23 protein-coding genes and 1 pseudogene are annotated in these 22439 nt (G+C 70.0%); 11 read left to right on the top strand and 13 right to left on the bottom strand.

Annotation, left to right across the window (positions count from 1 at the left end; all coding sequences use genetic code 11):
* Positions 1–153 precede the first annotated feature (153 nt).
* Positions 154–777 carry a hypothetical protein gene (locus OG462_RS41105; RefSeq protein ID WP_406066034.1) on the top strand — a complete coding sequence of 208 codons (624 nt, stop codon included), beginning with the start codon at positions 154–156 and terminating at the stop codon, positions 775–777.
* A gap of 321 nt (positions 778–1098) precedes the next feature.
* Here OG462_RS41105 and OG462_RS41100 read toward each other — a convergent pair whose 3' ends face one another.
* From OG462_RS41100 to OG462_RS41085, 4 genes are all read right to left on the bottom strand, one after another.
* Positions 1099–1362 (bottom strand): hypothetical protein, encoded by a 264-nt coding sequence (locus tag OG462_RS41100; RefSeq protein ID WP_406066032.1) that lies wholly within the window; start codon positions 1360–1362, stop codon positions 1099–1101.
* Between the two features lie 103 nt (positions 1363–1465).
* Positions 1466–1723, bottom strand: coding sequence for a pentapeptide repeat-containing protein (locus tag OG462_RS41095; RefSeq protein WP_406066030.1), 258 nt, complete (start codon positions 1721–1723; stop codon positions 1466–1468).
* 32 nt (positions 1724–1755) lie between these two features.
* Entirely contained in the window at positions 1756–1938 is a 183-nt protein-coding gene (locus tag OG462_RS41090; protein WP_406066028.1) for a pentapeptide repeat-containing protein, read from the bottom strand.
* A 120-nt stretch (positions 1939–2058) separates the two neighbouring features.
* Complete coding sequence (locus OG462_RS41085; RefSeq protein ID WP_406066026.1) at positions 2059–2940, bottom strand: arginase family protein; 882 nt, start codon at positions 2938–2940, stop codon at positions 2059–2061.
* Between the two features lie 88 nt (positions 2941–3028).
* Here OG462_RS41085 and OG462_RS41080 point away from each other — a divergent pair, with 88 nt between their 5' ends.
* Positions 3029–3844, top strand: coding sequence for a hypothetical protein (locus OG462_RS41080; protein ID WP_406066024.1), 816 nt, complete (start codon positions 3029–3031; stop codon positions 3842–3844).
* Between the two features lie 56 nt (positions 3845–3900).
* Positions 3901–4236 (top strand): hypothetical protein, encoded by a 336-nt coding sequence (locus tag OG462_RS41075; RefSeq protein ID WP_406066022.1) that lies wholly within the window; start codon positions 3901–3903, stop codon positions 4234–4236.
* A 51-nt stretch (positions 4237–4287) separates the two neighbouring features.
* Here OG462_RS41075 and OG462_RS41070 read toward each other — a convergent pair whose 3' ends face one another.
* Positions 4288–4836, bottom strand: coding sequence for a DUF1062 domain-containing protein (locus OG462_RS41070; protein ID WP_406066020.1), 549 nt, complete (start codon positions 4834–4836; stop codon positions 4288–4290).
* A 542-nt stretch (positions 4837–5378) separates the two neighbouring features.
* A pseudogene (locus OG462_RS41065) lies at positions 5379–5660 on the bottom strand (transposase family protein); the annotation flags it as partial.
* A gap of 469 nt (positions 5661–6129) precedes the next feature.
* Between OG462_RS41065 and OG462_RS41060 the strand changes: the two are divergent.
* Positions 6130–6447, top strand: a complete 318-nt coding sequence (locus tag OG462_RS41060; RefSeq protein ID WP_406066018.1) for a hypothetical protein — start codon at positions 6130–6132, stop codon at positions 6445–6447.
* A 63-nt stretch (positions 6448–6510) separates the two neighbouring features.
* Here OG462_RS41060 and OG462_RS41055 read toward each other — a convergent pair whose 3' ends face one another.
* Positions 6511–7224 (bottom strand): TetR/AcrR family transcriptional regulator, encoded by a 714-nt coding sequence (locus OG462_RS41055; RefSeq protein WP_406066016.1) that lies wholly within the window; start codon positions 7222–7224, stop codon positions 6511–6513.
* A gap of 124 nt (positions 7225–7348) precedes the next feature.
* Between OG462_RS41055 and OG462_RS41050 the strand changes: the two genes are divergently transcribed.
* Both OG462_RS41050 and OG462_RS41045 read left to right on the top strand, forming a co-directional pair.
* Positions 7349–8611 carry a saccharopine dehydrogenase C-terminal domain-containing protein gene (locus tag OG462_RS41050; RefSeq protein ID WP_406066014.1) on the top strand — a complete coding sequence of 421 codons (1263 nt, stop codon included), beginning with the start codon at positions 7349–7351 and terminating at the stop codon, positions 8609–8611.
* Positions 8612–8868: 257 nt separating this feature from the next.
* Complete coding sequence (locus tag OG462_RS41045) at positions 8869–9285, top strand: hypothetical protein (protein ID WP_406066012.1); 417 nt, start codon at positions 8869–8871, stop codon at positions 9283–9285.
* A 162-nt stretch (positions 9286–9447) separates the two neighbouring features.
* Here OG462_RS41045 and OG462_RS41040 read toward each other — a convergent pair whose 3' ends face one another.
* On the bottom strand, positions 9448–10944 hold the full coding sequence (locus OG462_RS41040; RefSeq protein WP_406066010.1) for an FAD/NAD(P)-binding protein: 1497 nt from the start codon (positions 10942–10944) through the stop codon (positions 9448–9450).
* A 143-nt stretch (positions 10945–11087) separates the two neighbouring features.
* Here OG462_RS41040 and OG462_RS41035 point away from each other — a divergent pair, with 143 nt between their 5' ends.
* Complete coding sequence (locus OG462_RS41035; RefSeq protein ID WP_406066008.1) at positions 11088–12194, top strand: LuxR C-terminal-related transcriptional regulator; 1107 nt, start codon at positions 11088–11090, stop codon at positions 12192–12194.
* A 180-nt stretch (positions 12195–12374) separates the two neighbouring features.
* Here the strand turns inward: OG462_RS41035 and OG462_RS41030 are convergent, their stop codons facing one another.
* Together OG462_RS41030 and OG462_RS41025 are read right to left on the bottom strand one after the other, a co-directional pair.
* The gene (locus OG462_RS41030; RefSeq protein WP_406066006.1) at positions 12375–12731 is read right to left on the bottom strand and encodes a hypothetical protein; all 357 of its coding nucleotides are present in this window, start codon (positions 12729–12731) and stop codon (positions 12375–12377) included.
* Entirely contained in the window at positions 12728–13687 is a 960-nt protein-coding gene (locus OG462_RS41025; protein ID WP_406066004.1) for a MerR family transcriptional regulator, read from the bottom strand. Before OG462_RS41025 ends, OG462_RS41030 begins: the two co-directional genes overlap by 4 nt.
* 613 nt (positions 13688–14300) lie before the next feature.
* Here OG462_RS41025 and OG462_RS41020 point away from each other — a divergent pair.
* On the top strand, positions 14301–16451 hold the full coding sequence (locus tag OG462_RS41020) for a WD40 repeat domain-containing serine/threonine protein kinase (RefSeq protein ID WP_406066003.1): 2151 nt from the start codon (positions 14301–14303) through the stop codon (positions 16449–16451).
* A 224-nt stretch (positions 16452–16675) separates the two neighbouring features.
* Here OG462_RS41020 and OG462_RS41015 read toward each other — a convergent pair whose 3' ends face one another.
* The gene (locus OG462_RS41015) at positions 16676–16816 is read right to left on the bottom strand and encodes a hypothetical protein (RefSeq protein WP_406066001.1); all 141 of its coding nucleotides are present in this window, start codon (positions 16814–16816) and stop codon (positions 16676–16678) included.
* 365 nt (positions 16817–17181) lie between these two features.
* Here OG462_RS41015 and OG462_RS41010 point away from each other — a divergent pair, with 365 nt between their 5' ends.
* Both OG462_RS41010 and OG462_RS41005 read left to right on the top strand, forming a co-directional pair.
* On the top strand, positions 17182–17514 hold the full coding sequence (locus OG462_RS41010; RefSeq protein WP_406066000.1) for a hypothetical protein: 333 nt from the start codon (positions 17182–17184) through the stop codon (positions 17512–17514).
* A 188-nt stretch (positions 17515–17702) separates the two neighbouring features.
* Entirely contained in the window at positions 17703–18581 is an 879-nt protein-coding gene (locus OG462_RS41005) for a GNAT family N-acetyltransferase (protein WP_406065998.1), read from the top strand.
* Between the two features lie 66 nt (positions 18582–18647).
* Here the strand turns inward: OG462_RS41005 and OG462_RS41000 are convergent, their stop codons facing one another.
* Positions 18648–19199 carry an ArsR/SmtB family transcription factor gene (locus OG462_RS41000; RefSeq protein WP_406065996.1) on the bottom strand — a complete coding sequence of 184 codons (552 nt, stop codon included), beginning with the start codon at positions 19197–19199 and terminating at the stop codon, positions 18648–18650.
* A 57-nt stretch (positions 19200–19256) separates the two neighbouring features.
* Between OG462_RS41000 and OG462_RS40995 the strand changes: the two genes are divergently transcribed.
* Positions 19257–20162, top strand: a complete 906-nt coding sequence (locus OG462_RS40995) for a S41 family peptidase (RefSeq protein WP_406065994.1) — start codon at positions 19257–19259, stop codon at positions 20160–20162.
* Positions 20163–20808: 646 nt separating this feature from the next.
* Here OG462_RS40995 and OG462_RS40990 read toward each other — a convergent pair.
* Entirely contained in the window at positions 20809–22260 is a 1452-nt protein-coding gene (locus tag OG462_RS40990; RefSeq protein ID WP_406065992.1) for an RNB domain-containing ribonuclease, read from the bottom strand.
* Between the last annotated feature and the right edge of the window lie 179 nt (positions 22261–22439).

Raw genomic sequence — 22439 nt, 5'->3', positions numbered from 1 at the left:
TCCGCGTCGCCTCTCGGGCGGGCCGCCGATCGGCGGCCCGCCCTCGCGGGCCCCCGCGCCTCGCGAGCCCCCGCGCCCCGCGGGCCCCCAGCCGCGCCGGCCCACGCCGCGCAAGCCCACGCCTTCCCTCCACCACCGGACCGGAGCACCGCCATGCACACCGCCACCCGACCCGCACTCGTCCTCGCCGCAGCGCTCGTCCTCGGCCTCGCCCTGCCGCAGCCCGCCGCCGCACACGGCGACAACCTGGAAGTGGTCATCACTGGTCACCGGGACGGCCACGTCCTGACCAAGGTGACCTGGGAGAACGACGGCGACGCCGTCGACGAAAAGGTCGCCGCACTGGTCAGCGCTGTCAGCGCGGACGGCCGCCGTACGGCGGGCCCTTGGAAACTCGTCCGCGGCGCCCGCCCGACCGACTGGACCACCGCCGAAGCCCTGCCGACCGGCATCTGGAACGTCACGGTCGCAGCCGGACAACCCGCACTGGGGCACGCCGAGCGGCAGTTGGCGGTTGCGGCGGCCCCCTCCTCGCCCGGTGCCTCGTCGGTTCCGGGCGGGACCGCGGCCACGCCGACCCGCACTCCTACAGGGATGCAGGAGACTTCGCCGGCTCCGGAGGCTTCCCGGTCCCCGTCGACGTCTCGCTCCGCGGCCGAAGATGAGGACGAGCAGACCTGGGGTCCCTGGCTGACCACGGTCGGACTCGCGGTCGCCTCACTCGCCGGAGCCGCCGCCGGGATCTGGATACGACGCAGGCGGGGAGGTCGGCGCTGACGGCGGCCGGGTGACCGCGCCCTGCTCGACCCGGTCCGCTTGGAGCGCCTCCGACCCCCTTGCACGACGGCAGGGGACCGGACAATACCGCGGGGAAGCTCGACATTGAACGTGTCGCCGGGCGCTCCGGGCTGGGGCGAGATGCCGGTGCGCGGCGGCGTGGAGGGATGTCCATGGAGACGTCCAGGACGGCGGCCGAGCCCGTGCCGCCCAGCATGCAGAGGCGCGGGCCTTGACGAACGCGCGGCTGCCGCGGGGAGGAACGGGAGGTCGTGCTTCACGAGCCCGCGTGCCGCGGGGCTGCCCGTCTCCCCCGGCTGGTCAGCGTTCGAGGAGGGCGATGCGGATCGCTCGCTCCACGTGGGCGGCGGTGTTGGCGTGTCCTTCGGCCTTGGAGTGCACCACGGTGATGCGCTTGCCGATGAGACCGCAGTTCAGCACCGTGCCGGGGAGACTGGTGGGCCAGTAATCCTCGGGGTCGCCGCAGATGCCCTCGATCCACTTGGTGCCCGCGGGTCGGCAGGCGTCGTGGCCCACGCTGGAGGAGTAGACGTCGACGTAGCGGTCGCCGAGGACCCCGCACAAGCGCCGCCCCGGCAACCTCGGCGGCCGGGCCCATCCGGAACCCGGACGCTCGGCCCCATCCGAAGACGTGTGGGGAAGTTCAAGACCGACGCGGGCGGGGTCCCTACAGATCGACCGGACACCCCTGGGTCGGCAGACCGCGAGCCTCTTTCCCTTTGGCTCCGTTGAGTGTCACGCCCGTGAGCCGTGCGCCCCGCAGGTCCGTGTCGGTCAGGTCGGGCCCGTTCAGTATCGCCCCGGCCAGGTTGGCCTTGCGCAGGTCAGCCCCCCTGAGATCAACTCTCGTCAGATCGGCGTCGGTGAGGTTCGCGCTCTCCGTGACGGTGCCGGAAACGATCCTCGCCCGGAGAGACGTGTCCAAGGTGCTGAACATTGCACCGCACAGGCGGGCGGTCACCAAGGACGCCCCGTCAGGTCGGCATCGGCCAGGACCGCCTCCGTCAGGTTCGCCCCGGACAGGTTCGCACTGGTGAGGTCCGCTTCCCAGAGCAGAGCGCGGGACGGGTCGTTGGGGTTTAGATGCCTCACGGCGAGGCGAGGGCGTTGCGCGCCAGGCTGTCTCCGCTGCTGAGGCATATACGCTCGCCGCTCGGCCGGGTGCGGCGCAGCAGCGTGGCGTACGCCGAGGAACTGGCGGGTGGCTTCCTGTAGTCCCCACTAGGTCCCGGGCCGACAGGGCTCCACAGCGCCAGAGCGCTAGACCGGCGGGCCTTGGACCGCCAGGGCCCGCCGCAGGCAGTCGGTCAGGCAGCCGGCGATCGTCCCGTCGGGGTCGAGCCGCGGGTTGAAGATCGTGACGTCGAACCCGACGGCACGCTCGTGGCCCAGGGCCGTCCTCAGCACGTCCTCCAGCTCGGCCCAGCTCAGCCCGCCGGGCTGCCGGTAGTCGACGGCGGGCATGATCGCGTCGTCCAGGACGTCGACGTCGAGGTGGACCCAGTACCCGTCCCGCTCGGCGATCCGGGCGACGGCGCCGCGCGCGGCCGCGCCCGCGCCGGCCGTGCGCACGTCGTCGAGGGCGAGGGCGTACAGCCCCGGCGGGAGCGGCCGGCTCCCCGCCGCGGCGGACTCGTCGGCGTCCCGGAACCCGAACGCGACGACGTCCTCGTCCCGCACCAGCGGCCCCCGCCCCTCCAGGTCGGCGAGCGGCCGGGGGCCGCGCCCGGTGGCCAGGGCGAGTTCCATCGACGCGACCTCGCCGGTGGGCTCGGCGGACGGCTGGTAGAAGTCCGTGTGTCCGTCGAGGAACAGCAGCCCGTACCGCCCCCTGCGCCGCAGAGCAAGCAGGTTCCCGAGCAGAATGCTGCAGTCTCCGCCCAGGACGACGGGAAAGCGCCCGGAGTCGAGCACCTCGCCGACGGCGTCCGCCAGCTGTACGGAGTACCGCGCGATCCCACCCGGGTTGAGCACCCCGGTCTCGATGTCCCGCACCGGGTCGTACGCAAGCGGTTCGACCCGCGCGACCCGCGCCACTCCGCCGAGCACGGCCTCCGGCAGCTCCTGGCCCCCGGACGGCCGCAACCCGAGCACGGACGGCGCCTCGACGACGGCGAGGCCACGCTCGCAGAGCAGCGTCATACGTCCATATTGTCCCCATCGGGCAGACCGTGCGCGCGTAGGTGACATCGGCCTGCTCAGCGCATTGCCGGGGCAGTAGCATCCCCGGATGCAAAGCATCGAGGCCCTGATACCGCAGGCCGGATTCGACGACACCGCAGGCCTGCGGGAGGTCGGCGCGGAGGAAGTCGCCCGGTACGTGGCGGACCCCGGGCACCCGTGGTGGCGCCGCAGGCCGTGCGTGATCGCGCTGACCGGCCGGGTCCCCGAGCGGTACGTCCCCGAGCTGATCGCATGCGTCCAGGACCCCCAGGACACCTCCGAGGTGCGCAGGGCCCTGCTCGACCTGCTCGCCGACCGGACGGAGCTGCTGCCCTGGCTGCGGCACGAGGACCGCGCCTCCGACACCTCGTACGGCATGGGAGAGGCCTTCCTCAAGGCGCGAGGGCTGCTCGGCGACCACTCGGCCGCTCGCGAGCTGGCGACGCTCGCCGCCTCGCCGTGGCGGAGCGCCCGTGACGCGGGCGATGCAGGTCTGGACGGGCTCGTGGACCGGTACGGAGCGGACGCGATCCTGGCCGAGCTCGGCGAGGATCACCCCGAGGACCGGGAGTTCCGCGTCTGGATGCGGTACCGCGGCGACGAGGACGTGACCTACGCGCTCGCGGACCCGGACCGGCGGGTCGCATACGTCGCCCAGTCGCTCGCGACCGACGCGGACCGACTGCGTGCCTACCTCGACGAGGCGCCGACGACCGAGGCGAAGGTCTGGGCGGCGTACGCGCTGTACGGCCTCACCGAGAACAGGGCCGAGGCCCGGGCGGTCTACGAACGCCTGGGGCGCCCCCGAGTCGAGGTCGAGGGCCTGGACGAGGAGCCCGCAATGCGATCGTCCACGAGTACGGTCCCGGTTGTGAGCGCCTGAGCGACCCGCGGTGGCGGATCGAGGCCGTCTGCGCCGAGCCGCCCGCCCGCCCCGACGTGGACGACCAGCTCCGCCGGGCGACGGCCGCCCTCACGGCGGCCGGCCTGGCGCCGAAGCCCCCGGTCTCCTGCGGCGACGACAACCAGCAGGGGGACGGGACGTACCACGTGATCGAGGTCGGTGGGGACCGGCTCCTGATCAGTACCCTCGGCCCGTTCGCGACCGCCGAGGAGGACGCTCCCGACGCCGCCTGGCGTGCACTCGAATCGGCGGGCTTCCGCTGGATCGACGGGGAGACGGGAGCGATCCGGGTCACGGACCTCTGCGTCTACTCCTTCGGCGGACGGAACCCCCTCACGGTCGACGCGCTGCTCTTCTACTGGCAGGACTAAGGCCTGCCCAGCGGTGGATCGTGCCGGACAGGTCCCTGGTCCCGTGAGGGCTCAGCGCTTGAGCACAAAGGTGAAGTCGCCGGATAGCCGGCCGCTCAGCCGGTCCGCCGAGACGATCCTGCCCTCCGCGACCAGTCTCTCGACCTCGGCCCGTGACAGACCGAAGCCTTCTGCGATCAGCCGGACCGGCCGTACGGGAATCCGGGCGGCGAAGCGGACCGAGACGTCGACGGCCTCGCCGCCCAGGTGATCCGATCCGCCGGTGTCGAGGCGCCAGGCGCCGTCCCAGTCGAGGGCGACGCGGTTGCGTCGCCGTAGGACCGGATCCTGGAGCAACACGGCTGCCAGGCGCGGGTCGTTGTCGTGCATCCGGTCGAGCAGCTCAGGTCGTACGGAGCGGACGTTCGCCCGCTCCAGGACCGTGAGCTTGGCCGTCTCCCCGCAGGAGGTGCAGAGCACGAGGAGCCAGGCGTCGAGGAGCTTGTGGTTCGCGTTGACGCGGAACTTGCCGTTCGCCCGGAAGCGCTCGGAGGCGCAGGTGTGGCAACGGCGGAGGACTACAGGAAGGCAGGTGGGCATGACCACCCAGCTGTTGAGCACAGGAGTACACCGGTTTCAGTGAGAAATCCGCAGCAAGAAGGAGCGCGGCGCGCAGGCGCGACGCGCGACGATTCAGCGCTCGGGGGGTCTCACACGGTGTACAACGGCCTGCCCTTGGCTCGACGACGTGGCTCGGCAGCACGGTACGGGCGCACGGTGCCGCCGTTCCACAGGTTTTCGCGGGTGCGTGCGGGGCTGCGCTACCGGCCCTGGACGCAGAGGGAGACGAGGGTCAGGTCGCGGAGTTCGTCGGGCGCCTGGGGGTGGTGCCGGGCCGCGATCTCGGCGAGGGTGCTGCACTGCCCGGGGTGGACCATGACCGGCAGGTCGCGGCGGGTGAGGCAGCAGAAGACGGCGAACTCCTCGAGGAAATATGCGCTGGAGTGGTGACGCGTCGCCGGCGTTCCGCGTCATCGACCGTGGCGAAGTGCTTCGCGTGGTCGGCGCGCCCGAAGGCCTCCACCGAGGCGCGGAAGGCGTCGTCCCTGGCGAACAGGGTGCGCAGCTCGTGGTAGGTCAGCGCCGGGTTGAGGCCGTTCTGGTCATGCGGCGAGGGCGAAGTTGTGCATGTGGGCGACGTTGGACCGCGTGGTGGAGGCCAGCGCCGCGCTGACGGCAGTCGCGGAGGATCTTGTAGTGCTGCGTCCGGGCGAAGGCGTGCTCGATGCGGGCTCTGACTTTGCGGTGTTCGGCGTTGGCTCCTCCTCTTCGGCTGGCAGCAGGGCTCGTCGGATGCGTTTGCGGTGCGTGACGACGAGGCCGGTGTTGATGTAGGCGCCGTCGGCCAGCACGGTCACGCCTTCGCAGTGTTGCGCGAGGCCTGAGGCGGGCGACGGCCTCCTCAACGTGGCCCGGGCCGTTGCCCTCGACAAGGGCCGCGAACTTGACTGCCTCGGCGCGCGGTATCTCGCCTTGCTGCCCGCCCTGTTCGTGCGCGGCGACCGCGGCCTCTGCCTCGGTCAGGGCCTCCGCGAAGCGTTCCGCCTGGGCGGGGACACAGGCCCGGCGGTTTTGGATCTCGCCGCTCTCGTACCAGGAGTGGAAGCCCTCGGTGCCGTCCCGGGACCGCAGCGAGGACCGCGTCGGCGTCCGCCAGTGCCGCAGCGCCGCTTCGACGTCGCCCTCCTCCTCCCGCGAGGACACCGTGAGACGGGCGAACTCGCGCATCATGTGGATGATCAGCTGGTGCGTCGCCTCGACGTACGCGGCGACCGCCCGTTCGTACGCCGTGCCGGCTGCCTCCCAGCGGTCGGCCGTCGCCGGCGTCGTCGCCGCCTCCGCGGCCATCAGGTTGTGGATCGTGCGGTCGTCCTCCCAGGCCGCGACGGTGTCCGCGAGACGCAGGAACTCCTCCGCCGAGGCGAGGAACTCGTCCAGCTTCCGCACACCGCGCGCCAAGGTGAGCCGGGCCTGGGCGAACAGGCGTTCGTCGACCGACGAGGCCGCCTCGTCGGTGAGGACGGACTCCAGTTCAGCGACGGGGTCCGTCTGCCGTCCCGTGTCCGCAAGACGTCGACGAACCCGATCGCGTTCGGTTCGAGCGTTGCGGCCGCCGTCCGCGGGGTGTCTTCGGCCATGGTCCCTCACTGGTGCGGCGTGGACGGGGCGTGAATGCGAAGAGGAAACCCGCGCGCCGCACAGGGGATCGATGGTGGTGGCATAAGCCCCGCCCGCTCAGCCGGCGGCGCCCCCGGCCGCCAGTTGGCGTTCGGCGCTCTCCAGCAGCATGTCCAGCGCGACCGGGTACGCGCTGTGGGGCATACGTTCGGCCAGCAGCCCGGCGGTGGCCGCGATGTTCGGGTACGCGTCGGCTCCCAGCCGGGCATACGTCGACTCCCACATCTCCTCGTCCGCCTCGCGCGCCTTCGGCGTCAGCGCGAGGGCGCCCGCGTCGAGCGCCGCGAAGGCCAGGCACTGATCGATGTAGGCGTGATAGATCCGCACCGCGTCCACATCTGCGAACCCCGCGCCGCGAAGGCTGTCGAGGATCGCCTCGTCGGCGGTGATCTCCCGCGGCCGGCCGGTCACCCGGCTCGCGGTCAGCAGCGCGGCCTGCGGATGGGCGAGGTAGGCGCCGTGGATGCGCAGGCCCAGTGAGCGCAGGTCCGCACGCCAGTGCCCCGTCGCGACCCAGCCGGCCGTCGCCCGGCCGATCAGCTCCTCGCCGATGGCGAGTCTGAGTCCGTCCATGCCGTCGAAATACCGGTACAGGGTGCTGGGGTCCGCCCCCAGCGCGGCGCCGAGCCGCCGGGCGGACAGGCCCGCGCTCCCGTGCTCGCGCACCATCCGCAGCGCCGTCTCGACTATGAGCCGCTCGGAGAGCACCGTCCCCTGCCGAGTGGGGCGCCGCCGTCTGCGGGCCTCCTCAGGGACCACTTCCTTCGCCATCGCCACGCTCTTCCGTGTCGCCGTCCGGGTCCGCCGCCTTATGCCAACATCATTGACCTTAACTCGGAGCGCCGGGTTCCATCAGCCCCCTGAGGCACCCGCCTCACCGAGAAAGGACTGTGCCATGCGTGTTCTGCTTGTGGGCGCCGGCGGTGTCGGGAGCGCGATCACCAAGATCGCCGCCCGCCGCGGCTTCTTCGACCGCTTCGTCGTCGCCGACTACGACCTGGCCCGGGCCGAGGCCGCGGTCGCGGCCCTGGGCGGCGAGGAGACACGGTTCAGCGCCTGCCGCGTCGACGCCTCCGACGAGGCGGCGGTCACCCGGCTGCTCACCGAGCGCGGCTGCGACGTCCTGATGAACGCCACCGATCCGCGCTTCGTGATGCCCCTGTTCAACGCCGCGCTGGCGGCGGGCAGCCACTACCTCGACATGGCCATGTCCCTCTCCCGCCCGCACCCCGACGACCCGCACAGCATGTGTGGGGTGAAGCTCGGCGACGAGCAGTTCGAACGGGCCGCCGAGTGGGAGAAGTCGGGCCGCATCGCGCTCGTCGGCATGGGTGTCGAGCCCGGGCTCTCGGACGTCTTCGCCCGCTACGCGGCCGACGAGCTCTTCGACGACATCGAGGAGATCGGCATCCGCGACGGCGCCGACCTGTCCGTCGAGGGCTACGACTTCGCGCCGTCCTTCAACGTCTGGACGACGATCGAGGAATGCCTGAATCCTCCCGTGGTGTACGAGCGAGAACGCGGCTGGTTCACCACCGCCCCGTTCAGCGAGCCGGAGGTCTTCGACTTCCCCGAGGGCATCGGCCCCGTCGAGTGCGTCAACGTCGAGCACGAGGAAGTCCTCCTGATCCCGCGCTGGGTCCAAGCCCGCCGGGTCACCTTCAAATACGGACTCGGCCAGGACTTCATCGGCAAGCTCAAGACCCTGCACGCCCTGGGCCTGGACTCCACCGCGCCGGTAACCGTCCGCGGCGAGGACGGCAGCCCGGCCCGCGTCTCGCCCCGCGACGTGGTCGCCGCCTGCCTGCCCGACCCCGCGGCACTCGGAGAGCGGATGACCGGAAAGACCTGCGCCGGGACCTGGGTCAAGGGCACGAAGGACGGCGTGCCCCGCGAGGTGTACCTCTACCACGTGGTCGACAACCAGTGGTCCATGAGGGAGTACGACTCCCAGGCCGTCGTCTGGCAGACCGCCGTCAACCCGGTGGTGGCCCTCGAACTCCTCGCCACCGGCGCCTGGACCGGGCCCGGCGTCCTGGGCCCCGAAGCCCTGCCGCCGCGCCCCTTCCTCGACCTGCTCACCGCCTACGGCTCCCCCTGGGCCCTGCGCGAACAGCAACCGACCCCCACATCCGGCAGCGCCCCCGGCCCCGCCTGACGCCCTCCGGCCCAAGACCCCCGCACGCCGATCAGCATGCTGGACAACTGCCGCCCACACCTTGCTTCCTGCGCCCCCGGAGATGGCAGGGACCAGGGCGACGCTCCAGGAGGCGGAGATATCGGGTGCGAGACGTGTCGGTGGCGATTAGGGGCCAGATCTCATGAGTTCGTTCCTCCACCGGCCTCGTCCCTTCCTCCCATGACCTCCTTCTCCGCCTGCAGATGTGCTTCCCCACAGCTGAGGGCGACCGGGCTGTGACGACGGCTGGCTTCGACGTCGTCGGGGTGTGCGTGCCGCGCGAGCGGGCCCGAGAGGTCCGGGAGGAGTGGCGCGGCAGGCACGGCGAGACCGGCTGGTGGCCGTACGTCACGCTGGACTCGCCGACGGATCTGGCCGAGGGGTGCAGGGAGTCGAGGCGCGACGTATGGGTGGTGGAGGAGGTCGCCCATGCGGACGACGACCTGGAAAGCCGGCGGGCTGACTACGACCCCGCCCGGCTGGCACCACTGCTCGCCCCGCCCCTGAAGCCAGGCCGGCACCGGCAGCAAAGGCCGGACGGCCGCCCACTCCGCGTCCGACATGTCGCAGGGAGACCGGCGTTCCCGGTCCGGATGCTCGGCCGCATTGCCGTACACATGCGAGGCAATCACACGCTGGAGCAGCCGAGTTGAACTGAATGGGTGCGGACGCGTACAGCAACGACAGCAGGGCCTCCCGGCACTGCTCGGTCGGATTCGCATCCCCGAGCTACCGAGAGGCCCTGCCTTCATGCACGTACAACGGAAAGGGCACCCTGGCAGAAAACCCGTTCGACCCGCACGTTCCATGATCGGTTATGACATGGCTCCCCCATCGCCGGCCGCGACGATCGTCTGCACGGCCCGTGCCGCTTGGGCCGCTATGCCCGCAATGCTTGACGTAATGAACGGACCGCCCCCGGCGAGGTCTCCCACCACGTACAGGCGCGGGTCACCCGGAACCAGTCCACCGGCCGGGTGCAGCTCGGCGGAGCCGTCGGCCAGCAAGGCGGTGACCAACTGCCCGGCTCCCCGAGGGATCGCCTGCGGTGGCGGGTTCACGGCATTGATGACGGTATCGAACGTGCGTTCGTCGTCGTCGAGGCGTACCCGGAACACCCCTTCCGCCGCCTCGATCTTGCGTACGCCCGCGGCGACGGCGAGTTGCCCGGAGTCCAACATCCGCATGATGGTGGCGGCGTTCACCGGGACCATCGGTGAGGCCACGCTCGTCGCCATGCGGAAGTGGCGCTGCAGCCGCACACGGTCGGGCTCGGGCAGCAGCCGCCACGCGTACGGGCCAACGCTGTGCGCTGTCTCCTGGAGGACCCGGCGGCCGATCCTGGAGTCGTCGACAGCGTCCAGTTGCGCCCGCAAGCGCCGGACCGGATCTTCGGTTGTGGTCGCCAGCAAGTCGGCCACGAAGGCCTCGAAGGCCTCTCCGGTCTCCGCCAGTTCGGCTCGCAGCAGCCCCATGAGGTCCTTGAGGGTGACGGCACCGTGCTGCCGGTGCAGCACCGCCACCCGCTCGGCGGTCACATGCTGCGGCCGGTGCTCGACCGGGCGCTGCCAGACATGGGGCAGCACACCGCTTCGGGACAGCACCGTGACCGGCCCGGTGTGCCCGCGCGCGGCGAGCGACACGACGACGTCGACCGCGGTCAGACCGCTCCCGATGACCGCGACGTTGCTGCCGGCCGCGACCCGGTCGAGGGTGCGTGCCAGCGGGTACGGATCGTCCACGAAACCGGAGGCGCCGCCGAGACCGTATGGGTCTTGTGGCGTCCCCCCGCCCACGCACAAGGCCACGTGGTCGGCCTCGTGCCCACGTCCGTCCTCGGTGCGGAGCGACCATGTGGCCCCGGACCGGGATGCGCCGATGACGCGGGCGGTGACGACCCGCACCCGCCAGCCGACTTCGCGCAGGGTGGCCAAGGCCGTCTCCGCGGTGTGTGCCAGGTACTCGCCGTAGAGCGATCGCGGAACCAGCGGCTGGCCCAGCCGTTCGTCGAGGTGAGCCGGGCCACGCGTGCCCAGCCAGGCCGCGTGGTGCCCGAAGTCCAGGTGGCGGATCGACATGATGGCCGGTGGTGCGTTGACCAGCACCGTGTCCAGGTCAGGGCCGTACGGGCGGCCACGCCAAAGATGCGGGGACGGCTCGAACACCGTGATGGCCCCAGGGCTGTCGGCGGTGGCCGCCAGGCTGTCCAGCAGACCGACCGCGGCAGCACCCGCTCCGACTATTGCGATGTCCATGTTCTTCGTTCTTCCCTTCACGTTCCGGGCTGCCGCCGAAAGGAGCCGCGGCCTCATCGAGACTCGCCGCCCCCAGTGCCGAGCCCCATCCCCCGCCAGGGGTGACCGGCCGGAAATATCCCCCTCAAACGGGGGGGGTTGGCGGAGGACAGGAGGGCGGGCAGGCTGGCCTGCATCCAGACCACGGGAGGGATATCTCCATGTCCGATGCGCGCCGCCACGCCGAGGCGCTGTCAGGTCACGCCGAGGTGCTGTCGGGTGCGGATCGGGTCACCGACACACGTGAACTCTTCAGCCGGACGTCCGCCAAGCTGCGACGGCTCATTCCGTTCGACTCGGCCGTATGGGCGGCCACCGACCCGGAAACCGGTCTCATCACCGCGCCGATGCTGGTGGAGAACCTCGGCTCCGGCGAGGGCTGCGCCGAGTACTGGGAGAGCGAACTCCTGGAGGAGAACGTCCTCCCGTTTCGGGACCTTGCCCGCGCCGCCGTCCCGGTGGCCGGTCTGCGCGCGGCCACCGGCGACCTGCCCGCGCGCAGCGCGCGCTTCCGCCGGCTCCTCGGGGGTCAGGGCGTGGACGACGAGCTACGGGCCGTGCTGCGGGTCGGCGACCGGCCATGGGCCGTGGTGAGTCTGTTCCGTATGAGCGGTGGCGCCCCGTTCGGCCCGGCCGAGACCACGCTGCTCGCCGGTCTGTCCGGTCCGCTGGCCTCGCGGGTGCGCCGGTTCGCCCGCCCGTCCGCGTCCGGCGGCGTAACCGACGCGCCCGCGCCCGGACTGGTGCTCTTCGATCGTTCCGGCGAGCCGACGTCGATCAACGAAGAGGCGCGGCAGCACCTCTCTCAGCTCCCCGAAGGTCCCTCCATTCCCTCGCAGTTGGGCCTGCGCCTGCCGATCTGGGTGGTCGCCACTGCGCTGCAGGCCCGGGCGATCGCCCGGGGCCGCGACCGGGCAGGCGGCGCGAGGACGCGCATCCGGACCGTTGACGGCCGCTGGTTGACCTGCCACGCCTCCTGTCTCAGCGGCCCCGCTGGTCAACCCGGTCCCGTGGCACTCGTCATCGAACCGGCGACCGCCACCGACCGGGCGGTCCTCATCGCCGAGGCGTACGGCCTGACGCCGCGCGAGCTGGAGATCACCCAGCTCATCACGCGCGGGCTGCCCACCACTGAGATCGCCGCGACACTGTTCATCTCCCCGCACACCGTGCGCGACCATCTCAAGGCCGTCTTCGGCAAGGCCGAGGTCTCCAGCCGAGGCGAACTCGTCGCACGACTCTTCGGCGAGCACTATCGGGCCGTGTGAGCACCCCACCCGGAAGATCTTGGGGAATCCGTCGCAGAGGGTTACTGGCGGGTTCTCTTCGCCTTCCCCGGTTCCCTCAGTCCTGCCCCACCCGGTGATACGGCCCGCGGGTCGGGACTTGGTATGGCCGCGATCCACACGGCGGCCGTCTCATGCGCCACCAGGCAGCGCGAACCCATTTCAGGCAGCCATCCATGGAACACGGCAGGTGTGGGGGGCCGTTCCCTCTGGGCACCAGGCCTTGATCACTGCCTTGCGGATCGCCCGCCATGTCCGCAGGGAACACGACAAGTGGACGCGCAGCTCGATCAGTTGCCGTGCGCCGCTGCTCTGAGCAGGATGTTCCACGGCCCACTGGTCCGCAAGAAAGTCGTACACGTCGACGGTCGACAGCTCGCTCCCGTCAAAGGTGTGTGCGACGGTCTCGCTGATGATCAGAGCGCTCCGGGAGACCACAGCGTCCTCAACAAGTTTCTTGGCCCATGCCAGCCCCTGCTCGTCTGCGTACAAGCCGAACTTCAGGTCGCGTGTCCTCATCGCATCAGACCTTTGTGATGGTCGTCAGCGCTCTTGGCGGAGACGGCGGTGAACCAGGAGTAAACGGGAGCGAGCGTTGGTGATGCGGGCCATCCATTGACCTTTGCCATGAGCTGCCAGTAGCGCTCGGCGTGTGGGTCGGCGGTTGTCTGCAGGCGGGCGAGGAGCCAGCGGCGCAGATCGCTTGCGTCGGCACGCTCGAATGCGTCGGCGTAGAGGCCGCCCAGCGAGTCGGTAAGGGATGCAGCTTTGGCGGCGGCCGGCAGGAGGCCGGCGGATACGGCCTCGGCGATTCGTTCACGCATCGCTTGGTTGAGAGCGTCGTGCAGAGTGCCGACGTCCTGCTGGGAAGGCTCTTCCGCCTGCTCCTCAGCTGTCCGGCGTATCGCGACACGGAAGTCTGCGTTCTGGCAGAGCCCGGCGAGTTCCACCCAGGCCTCGACCTGTTCGGGCGTGGGATCGTCGGGGAGATCGGGCATGGCGGATCGCATCAGGATCACGAACTCGGGGTTGGCGTGAACACCTTTGAACGCGTCGTCGATGAATCCGGATACCAGTCGGCGTCGTTCGGCCTGAGAAAGCGTGACGAGTCTGTGCATGAGGTCCATCTCCATGGCGGTGGGGCCGCGTCTGGCGCCTGCGCGGAGTACTGCTCGGCGCAGGCGAAGAGTCTGGATCTGCACGTCCAAGGCGTTGGCGTGTGCTTCCATGACTTCCGGCATGGATGCCTCCCGGTCCAGCACCCTGCGCACGGTCGCCAGATCGAGCCCGAGATCACGCAGCGTGCGGGCCAGATCCAGGCGCGCGAGTGCGTCAAGGCCGTAGAGCCGGTAACCCGCCGGGCTCCGGTCGGTTGGCGGGACGATGCCCTTGTCGGAATAGAACCGAATGGTCTTCACCGGCAGTCCGGTCCGGCGGGATAGCTCTCCGATGGAATAGAGCGTGTCGCTGTCCATGCCCCCAGCTTGGTGTCTCCCCCCACGGGAGACTCAACCGGGGCCAAGACTTCCTGCGGCAACCACGGGCTCTGCGCAGGTGCCCGGAGAACACCGACCTCCGCGTCGAAGTCGCCTACATCTCTCCGGGGCTTCGCGGGCGAATGTGAGACCGGCGCCCGACTCCGGTGCAGGAGTAGTCCTCACCCTCGGTCGCGCTGTAGCTGACGGCGTCCCTTGTGATGGTGTGTTTCAAGCATGGTGTCCCTGCCTGCTCCGCAGCCTCAGTTGAAGCCCGCCGGGCCCAGGAACGACCGACAGGACTAATCCACTTGAGTGGCGGGCCAATCGATCGACGAGTCTGGGCAGGCTTCGTCCCAGCGGCCGGTCCATGTCGTGGGGCAGGAAGTCCCCGGTGACGGCCGCTCGCCGGGTGTCAGCGTAATCGCGGCCCAGGTGATCAGGTTCTCCGGGCGCTGACTGACCGTCATCACCCTTTGCCCACCGGGAAATCTCACCGCAGGACCGGTGTGGTGGTACGGATGGTCCGTCCCGCAGGGTGGTGGGGAAGGATGTAAGCGGATCTACGCGGCACGGACGTCGCATGGAACCGTCTTCTGACCGGGGAGGGCCAGTGAAGCCGCTGGAAGCGTCGGATGGACCGGAGGTCGGTCCGTACCGGGTGGTGGCCGAGCTCGGCCGGGGCGGGATGGGGCGGGTGCTGCTGGGCGGTACCCGCGATGGGCAGGTCGTCGCGGTCAAGGTGGTGCGTGCGCAGTTGGTGGAGGACGAGGGCTTCCGGGCGCGGTTCCGCCGCGAGGTCGAGGCTTCCCGCCGGGTGTCCGGCTTGCACACCGCAGCGGTGATCGACGCCGACGCGGATGCAGAACTCCCCTGGCTGGCATCCGTGTTCGTGCCAGGGCCCTCACTGCGCGAGGTCATAGACACCTCGGGCGCGCTGCCTCTTCGCGCGGTGCTGCACTTGGCCGCGGGGCTTCTGTCGGCCCTGGTCGACGTCCATGGTGCGCGGTTGATCCACCGCGATCTGAAGCCGTCCAATGTACTGCTGACCGTGGACGGGTGCCGGGTCATCGACTTCGGCATCGCACGGGCCACCGACAGCGACGGCGGCAGCGAGATCACGCATACTGGCTGGCTGGTCGGCTCACCGGGATTCATGTCGCCCGAGCAGGCGGAGGGCAGGCGGATCACGCCGGCCAGCGACATGTTCTCGTTCGGCACGATGCTGCTGCTGGCCTACACCGGTACGAGCCCGTTCGCAGGTCACTCCACGCCGCAGACGCTGTACAACGTCGTACACAAGGAGCCCGACCTCGGTGCTCTCCCGAGACGGCTGCGGGACATCATCGCTCCGTGCCTCGCCAAGAACCCGGATGCGCGTCCCGCGCCGGCGGAAGTTCTGGCGTCCATCGGGAGCGACGAAGTCGACTCCGGGCGCCCCTGGCCGCCCGCGGTGCACGCGCTGATCGACGCTCAGCAAGCCGAGGTGGCACGGTATCTGGGCATGTCGGCCGGGGACACGCTGGTCGCCTCGGCCGACGCGACGACCATCGTCCGTACTTTCGTGGGGCCATCCTTCCCACCAGCAGTACCGCAGTCTCCGGCCGATGGCCCCGACCAGCTGCCGCCCGCCGGCGCACTGAGTTCCCGCCCGAGCCGCCGAACGCTGCTGATCGGCACGGGGATCGCGGCTGCCGTCGCCGTACCCATCGGCTGGAAATTGTTCGACGGCCGAGGCGCCGCATCGGACAAGGGCAACGCCCCGACGCCGAGTACGAAACCGGCCGGGCGCACGACTCCCCCGTCACCCACGCGGCGCCCGGGCACCCTCTATGGCCCCCGGGTCTCGCCCAAGCACGGCGGCGCCGTGCAGTGCCTGGCGTTCGCCCCGGACAATTCGGTCATCGCCGTCGGTACGAGCGAGGGTGCCGTCACGCTGTGGGACAGCATCGGCCTGAAGCGGACCGCGACCTTCAACGATCGCACGAAGGTGAGGTATGAGGGGATCAGAGATGTGGCGTTCAGCGCGGACGGCACGGTGCTCGCCGCGGCCGAGGACCGTGCCACCACCCTGTGGGACGTCGCCTCGGGCAGGCCGATCGCCCGTCTGACCGACGCCGCGTACGACCCGCTCACCGTGCAGCGCCTGGCGTTCGCCCCGGACGGCACGATCCTTGCCTGCGCCAACGCCAAAGGCACGATCCCCCTGTGGGACGCCGCCGACCACACCCGGATCACGACCCTCGTCGACCCCGTCGCCCGCACGAACAGCCAAGGCAAAGCGCACACCGGCCTGGTGTTCACCGAGGACGGCAGAACACTGGCGGCCTGCAACGAGGCTGGAATCATCCGCTTCTGGGATGTCTCCAGCCACAAGAGCACGGCCTCCATCACCACAGACGACAGCTTCGAAGGCCTCGCCTACAGCCCGGACGGCACGATGCTGGCGAGCGCCACCGCCGACGAGAGGGTGCTGCTGTGGAACACGGACTTCCGGTCCAGGATCGGCGCCCTCTCCTTCGACGGCGGAAGCAGCAACTTCGACTGGTTCATCTACCAGGTCGCATTCAGCCGCGACGGCAAGACCCTCGCCGGTGCCACCGGAAGCGGGCTGAAGGTCTGGGACGTCGCCACGCGGGAACTCCACGAGGTGCCTCCCCCCGTAGCCGCGGAGAGCGGGGCCTCCAACGTGGCGTACAGCCCGGACGGCACGATGCTGGCAGCGTCCTTCCTCGACCAACTATGCGTCTGGAAAGTCGCATGACTGATCGTTTCAGAATGAGATGAGCTGCGGGACTTGTGTTCGGCAATCCTCGTCGACAAGCGTGCCCGCGTGCGTGCTGATCTCGTTCCGGACGACCCGTGGGAGCGGGATGCTCCGCTGTTGCCGCCTGCTCCCCGGCAGCGCCACCGCTACCCAGGTCGACCCCGTGTTCCCGACCGGGCCGCCCCCCGCAGGTGTCATGCTCGTGGAGACGGGACGGTGGGCTACTCCAGGCCGACACCGGTCCCGGTCCCTCGTTTCCCCGAGCAGGGGCCGACGCTCACCGCGTGCGGGTCGGTGGAGCGGCGGCTGTCGTACCGGCGCAGCCGGGCGGCGGTGGCCTTCTCCGTGCTGCCGAGGGCCACCTCGATCTCCTCGTCGGTGTCTTTCCTGGTCGCCAGACCGCCTCATTGGCTACGGCGTCGGCTACGAGTCCGTACACAGGGCACTGGTGTCGGCGCTGCAGAAACCACTGGACGAAGAGGCAGCCACGGGAAACGCGTCTGGCCCCTGCAGGTCGGCGGTCGACGGCATCCTCACAGCCGATCTGACCGCACCTCGGAAGCAGCGCCATACAGCGAAGAGGATCTACGACCGGCTGCTGGATGAGCGTCGGTCCCCGGAGTCTGGTAGGTGCCTGCCCGGCGCGGCAGGCTGTTCATCCGCGTGAACGGGCGGGCGTCGGCAGCTGCCCGACGCCCGCCCAGGGGCTTACCAGTCCACGGCCGCGATGCTGAAGGTCTGGTTGGGGTTCTGGGTGCACGACCACAGCCGCGCGGGGGCGCCCGCCTGCGTGCTCCAGTCGGCTGTCTCCAGGCACTTGTTCGGGGCGTACGTGTGCACGATCCCGGAGAAGCGGGACCAGATCCGCAACCGCAAGAAGCGCGGTTCCCGCGGCGGTCGGCCCCCGGCGTTCGACAAGATCGATTACCGCGAGCGGCACTCTGTGGGATGCGGCATCAATCGCCTCAAACGCCGCCGGGCCGTGGCCACGAGATACGACAAGCTCGCCGTTCGCTATGAGGCAACCGTACTGATCGCGGCCATGAACGAGGGGCTGTGACCCCACGGTCGCACCTGCCTTCAGTTATCCCTTTGCCGAGGAACCGATGGTCCGACTAAGTTCGCCCAAGCCGTCCATGTTGTTCCGGACCGGCACTGTCGACGAGGAGGTGTGGAGCACATGCGCACGAGTGCCCAGCAGGTGAGCCCGCGTACTGACCTTTGCCACCTCCTCACGACGGAGACACCTTGTCGCTTCGCATCACCCCACTGACCGACCCCGCTCACGGGGCGCACAGCCGACGCCTTGCATGGCTGGCATCCGACGCCGATTCCATCCCCGTTGGGACGGCCTTTCTGCGCCTGTTCGATGGCGGACAAGAGCACCTCGCCGAACTGACCCTCCGCGTCCATCCCACGGAGCGCCGCAAGGGCGTCGGCTCCAGACTCCTCGACACCGCCGTGGCCGCCGCCCGGGACAACGCCCGACGCTGCGTCAGCGCGCAGGCCCAGGCCGGATCGCCCGGCAATCACTTCCTGCCGGCCCACGGCTTCCGCAAGGTGCTCACCTTGAGATTCGCCCGCTTGCCACTGGCCGACGTGGACCCCACCGCCCTCGCCGAGATCATCGAGCGTCCGCACCCCGGCTACCGGCTGGCGGCATGGCGGGGAACCGTCCCCGACCACCTCGCCCAGACGTTCGCCGCCTCACGCCGCGCCATGGACGACATGCCCATGGAAGACACCGACTACGGCACCGTCGCCTGGGACGTGGACCGGGTCCGGGCCGCAGCGAAGGCCGTTCAAGACCGCGGAGACCAGCTGCACACGGTCGTCGCCATCGACACGACCGACGACTCGATCGCCGGGTTCACAGAACTCGTCGTCCCCGGCAACGGCACGGGTGATGGCCAGCACTACGGCACCGGCGTGCTGCCCGAGCACCGCGGACACGGCCTCGGCCGATGGATGAAGGCCGAGTCGATCCGACAAGCCCACGGGCGCTATCCAGACCTCGGCGGCCTCCTGACCGACACCGCCGACAGCAACACGCACATGAGACACATCAGCGACAGCCTCGACTACGTGCCCACACACACGACAGTCCAGTACCAACTCGACCTGTAGAGATGAGACGACGGGCCGGACCTGGGCATCACCTGGTCCGGCCCGTCGGCACGTTCACAACAAACCCTAGGTGTGCTGTCTCGTGACGTTGGTGCTGGTGGGCAGAGCCTGCTGATAGAGCGCCACCAACACGCCGTGCAAGGGCTGGTCCTCTGCGTTCTCCTCGGCCTCGTCGACCAGTCGGGCGAGGGTCTCGCCGAGTTCTCTTGCCTTCGCGGGGCTGAGACGCAGGTGGCGTAGTGTCAGGTGGGTCTCGGCGGGAGAGCGGCCCAGCTCCTGGGCGACCGCGGCGAGCATCGCGGCGGTGCCGGCCGCTTGGGGTTCGGCGACGACCATGTGGCGGGCCGTGCGCTGGTAGTGCTGCTCGGTGCCGCCGCGGACCTGGCGGGTCTCGGCGATGTGGACCAGCCCGGCTTCGCGGAGCACTTTGAGGTGGTGGGCCACGTTGCCCTTCTTCGCGTCGAGCTGCGCCGCAAGCTGGCTGGTGGTGGCAGGCCGGTGGCCCAGGGCGAAGAGCAGCCGCTGACGCAACGGGTGGGCGAGCGCCGCGAACTGCTCAGGCGCACCGATCTCCAGCACGTCCTGAGGAGGTGGCAGATAGGGAGGCTGATCACGCATACCGAAAGTGTCTAAACTCTTTGACGCTTCTGCAAGGGCGGTGCTGTACTCCGTGCCATGACGACTTCAACGAAGCTTTCGCCGGCCCCTGTCATCGACGAGACAGCCCGGCTCGTGATCGAGCACTACGTTTTCCCCGAGATAGCCGAACAGCTCGCCGACCTGCTGCAACGACGCCTCGCCGAGGGCGCCTACGACATCGACGGCGCCGAGGAGCTCGCCCGTCTGGTCACCGCGGACCTGCAGTCCGTCAACGGCGACCGACACCTGAGGCTGAAGCACCACGCCGACCCGGTGTCCCCGAAGCAGGGGGCGGCCACCCTGGACGCCATGCGCCGGGACTTCGACACCTCGCTGGGCGGTGCGCCGCGGGTGCAGTTGCTCGACGGAGGGGTCGCCGTGGTGGAGCTGGCACCGATGCTGTTTCCGCTGGAGTGGGCCGCCGAACCGCTGGGCGCCGCGCTCACCCTGGCCTCCCGCGCCCAGGCGCTGATCGTGGACCTTCGCGCCAACCGGGGCGGCGACCCCGACACCGTTGCTTTCGTCTGCAGTTACCTCCTGGACAAGCGCACCCACCTCAACACCATGCACTGGCGCAGCGGCGAGCGCAGTGAGCAGTCCTGGAGCCTGCCGCACGTTCCCGGCGCGCGCTTCGGTGGCAGCAAGCCCTTGTATGTGCTGACCAGCGACAGCTCCTTCTCCGCCGCCGAAGAACTGGCCTACGACCTCCAGCAACTCGGGCGCGCCACAGTCGTCGGCGAGCCCACCCGCGGCGGCGCACATCCGTGCAAGGGCTGGACGGTGCATCCCCACCTGGAAGCCACCATCCCCGTCGGCCGCGCCATCAACCCCGTCTCCGGCGCGAACTGGGAGGGCACCGGTGTGCAGCCGGATGTCCCTTGCGCTGCTGCTGACTCCCTCGACCACGCGCACGCTCTGGCCCTCGCCCGACTGGCGGGCTGACCCGGTCCGGCTCATCGACAGCACTGCGCGCAGCACCTCCCCCTATCCACGTCAGCCGCTGACTTCGGCGGCGGAGGCCCCAGCGTCCGGCGACCCCCTGCGCGCTCACCCCGGCGAATAGGTTCACCGTCATAGAAGCCGAAAGGGCCGGGTTCGCTGTCAAACACCTGGATTGGATGACAAGGGACACTCGTTCTGGCGTTGTTCACGAGATCGGGTTCTGGCGCAACTTCTGCGAACCCACGCCGTCATAGGGACCATCCCCGCGCTGTGCAGGGAGCAGCTTCCGGGCAAGTCGAACGACCTGCGATACGCGGGGAGCGGCGATCCGAGGAGACCATCCCCACGGACGCGGGGAGCAGGACGACCACGACGGCAGACAACCGACTAACGACGACCTGGGACCATCCCCGCGTCGCCAGCCGCCGGCACAGACAACTTGCGGGGCACCGGCTGGGACTCGGCGGACGAGAGTTCACCGAGCCTGTTCAGTCCATTTCGAGAAAGGGCTGAGCGGCGGTGTCCTTGCCCCGGCGGGCGGCGCCCGCGAGGCGACCGGCCCTGGCTCCCGCGCCGGCGACTCGGCGGCCCTCGTCGCGGCGGTGCGGGCCGCGCGGGCGGCCCGGCCCGCCGGGGCGACGAGCCGCTACACCGTATTGAAGAGGATCTTGTGCTTGCCGGAGAAGAGGGGGTCGGCGCGCGTGAGCTTGGCCTGGACGCTCGCGCCCAGGTCGAGCTCGGCACCGGACGTGATCCTGCCCATCACGGCGGGTTCCGCCAGGTGCACCATGCCCTCCTTCGGTCTGTCGTCCTCCGCGTCGGTGTTGATGACCGTGCCTCCGAAGACCTCGCCCACCCGGTTCTTGAGCACCGCGGCCTCCGCCAGGTCCACCGCGCGCCGGTCCGCCACTTTCCCCTTCCCCCGCGCCATGTCGCACGGCAGGCAGTACAGGGCGTCGAGCACCCAGTTCGGCGGAGCCTGGCCGGCGCACGCGGCCACACACAGCTCACCGGTGTACCGGTCGATCAAGCGCCGCAACGGGGCCGTGCAGTAGGCGTACGGGGCCGCGATCGCCGCGTGGACCGTGTGCTCCGGGATGTGGTGGTCGCGGAAGGTGGTGTACTCCGCCTTGAGCAACATGGCGGTGGCCTCGCTGAGAAAGGCCATGTGCTTGTGGTCAGCCGGATCGAGGGAGTTGACCAGCGCGGCGTACGAGACGCCGGGCTTCCAGTCGATGCCCAGGAGCTTTGCGATGTCGTGCACGCGCCGGACCACGTGCTGGTCGGCCTGCTCCTTCTGGGTCCGCAGGATCCCGGTACCGCTGTCCAGCATGATCCGGGCCGCAGCCATTCCGGTCATGAGGGAGATCTGCTCGTTCCAGCCCTCCACCGGCAGTGCCGCCACATAGCTCAGCCGGAACGATCCGTCCTTCAGGGTGACCTCCTGGTCCGGCAGGTTCACCGAGACGCCGCCGCGCGCGGCTTCAACAGCTTCCCGCAGCCTGCCGATCTCGCGCAGCAGGGCGACGGACTCCTCGGCCGTGCCGGCCTCGATGTCCTGTTGGACCCCCGCGTAGTTGAGCTTGGCCAGGCTGCGGACCTTCGCCCGGCTCACGGTCGAGTCGGTCACGTTGCCGTCGGCGTCGAGGTCGTGCTGCCACAACAGGGCGGGAACGACCTGGTTCGGAAGCAGGCTGGCCGGTCCCTCGGAGATCGACGGCGGGTGCAGGGGCACCTTCAGGTCGGGGAAGTACAGCGTCTCGATCCGGTCGTGAGCCTCAGCGTCCAGCGGGCTACCGGGCTTGACAAAGGCCGCCACGTCGGCGATCGCGTAATACACACGGTACCCACCACCCGGCCGCCGCTCCAGATGCATGGCCTGGTCGAGGTCCTTCGAGGCCGGCGGGTCGATCGTGAACAACGGCAGGTGGGTAGCGTCCTTGTCGGGCAGACGGACCGCAGCTTTGGCGGCCTCCGCCGCTTCCAGCACATGCACAGGAAACTCCGTAGCGGCCTTCAGCTCGGCCCGTAGCTCCTGCAGTGCCGTGAGCAAGACGTCCTGGGCCTCACGGGACATGTGCATCTGGCGGCGTCGCATGTCCCGAGCGTAGGACGGCAACTACGAAGCGGCGCAGTGAGCGGGTCCGGGCGAGGGAAAGAGCCTCGATCCCCGGCCGCTTCGCCAAGCCAGGCTGCGAGGCCGGCCGCTTCCCGGTCGGGCAGCAGGTCGACGGGCCGGCGCGTCTCGACATCCACCAGGACAGTCCCGCAGTTCGC

The organism is Streptomyces sp. NBC_01077, assembly GCF_045162855.1.
GTDB lineage: Bacteria > Actinomycetota > Actinomycetes > Streptomycetales > Streptomycetaceae > Streptomyces.
Note: the sequence above shows the minus strand (reverse complement) of the source record. Positions and strands in the feature narration are given on the sequence as shown.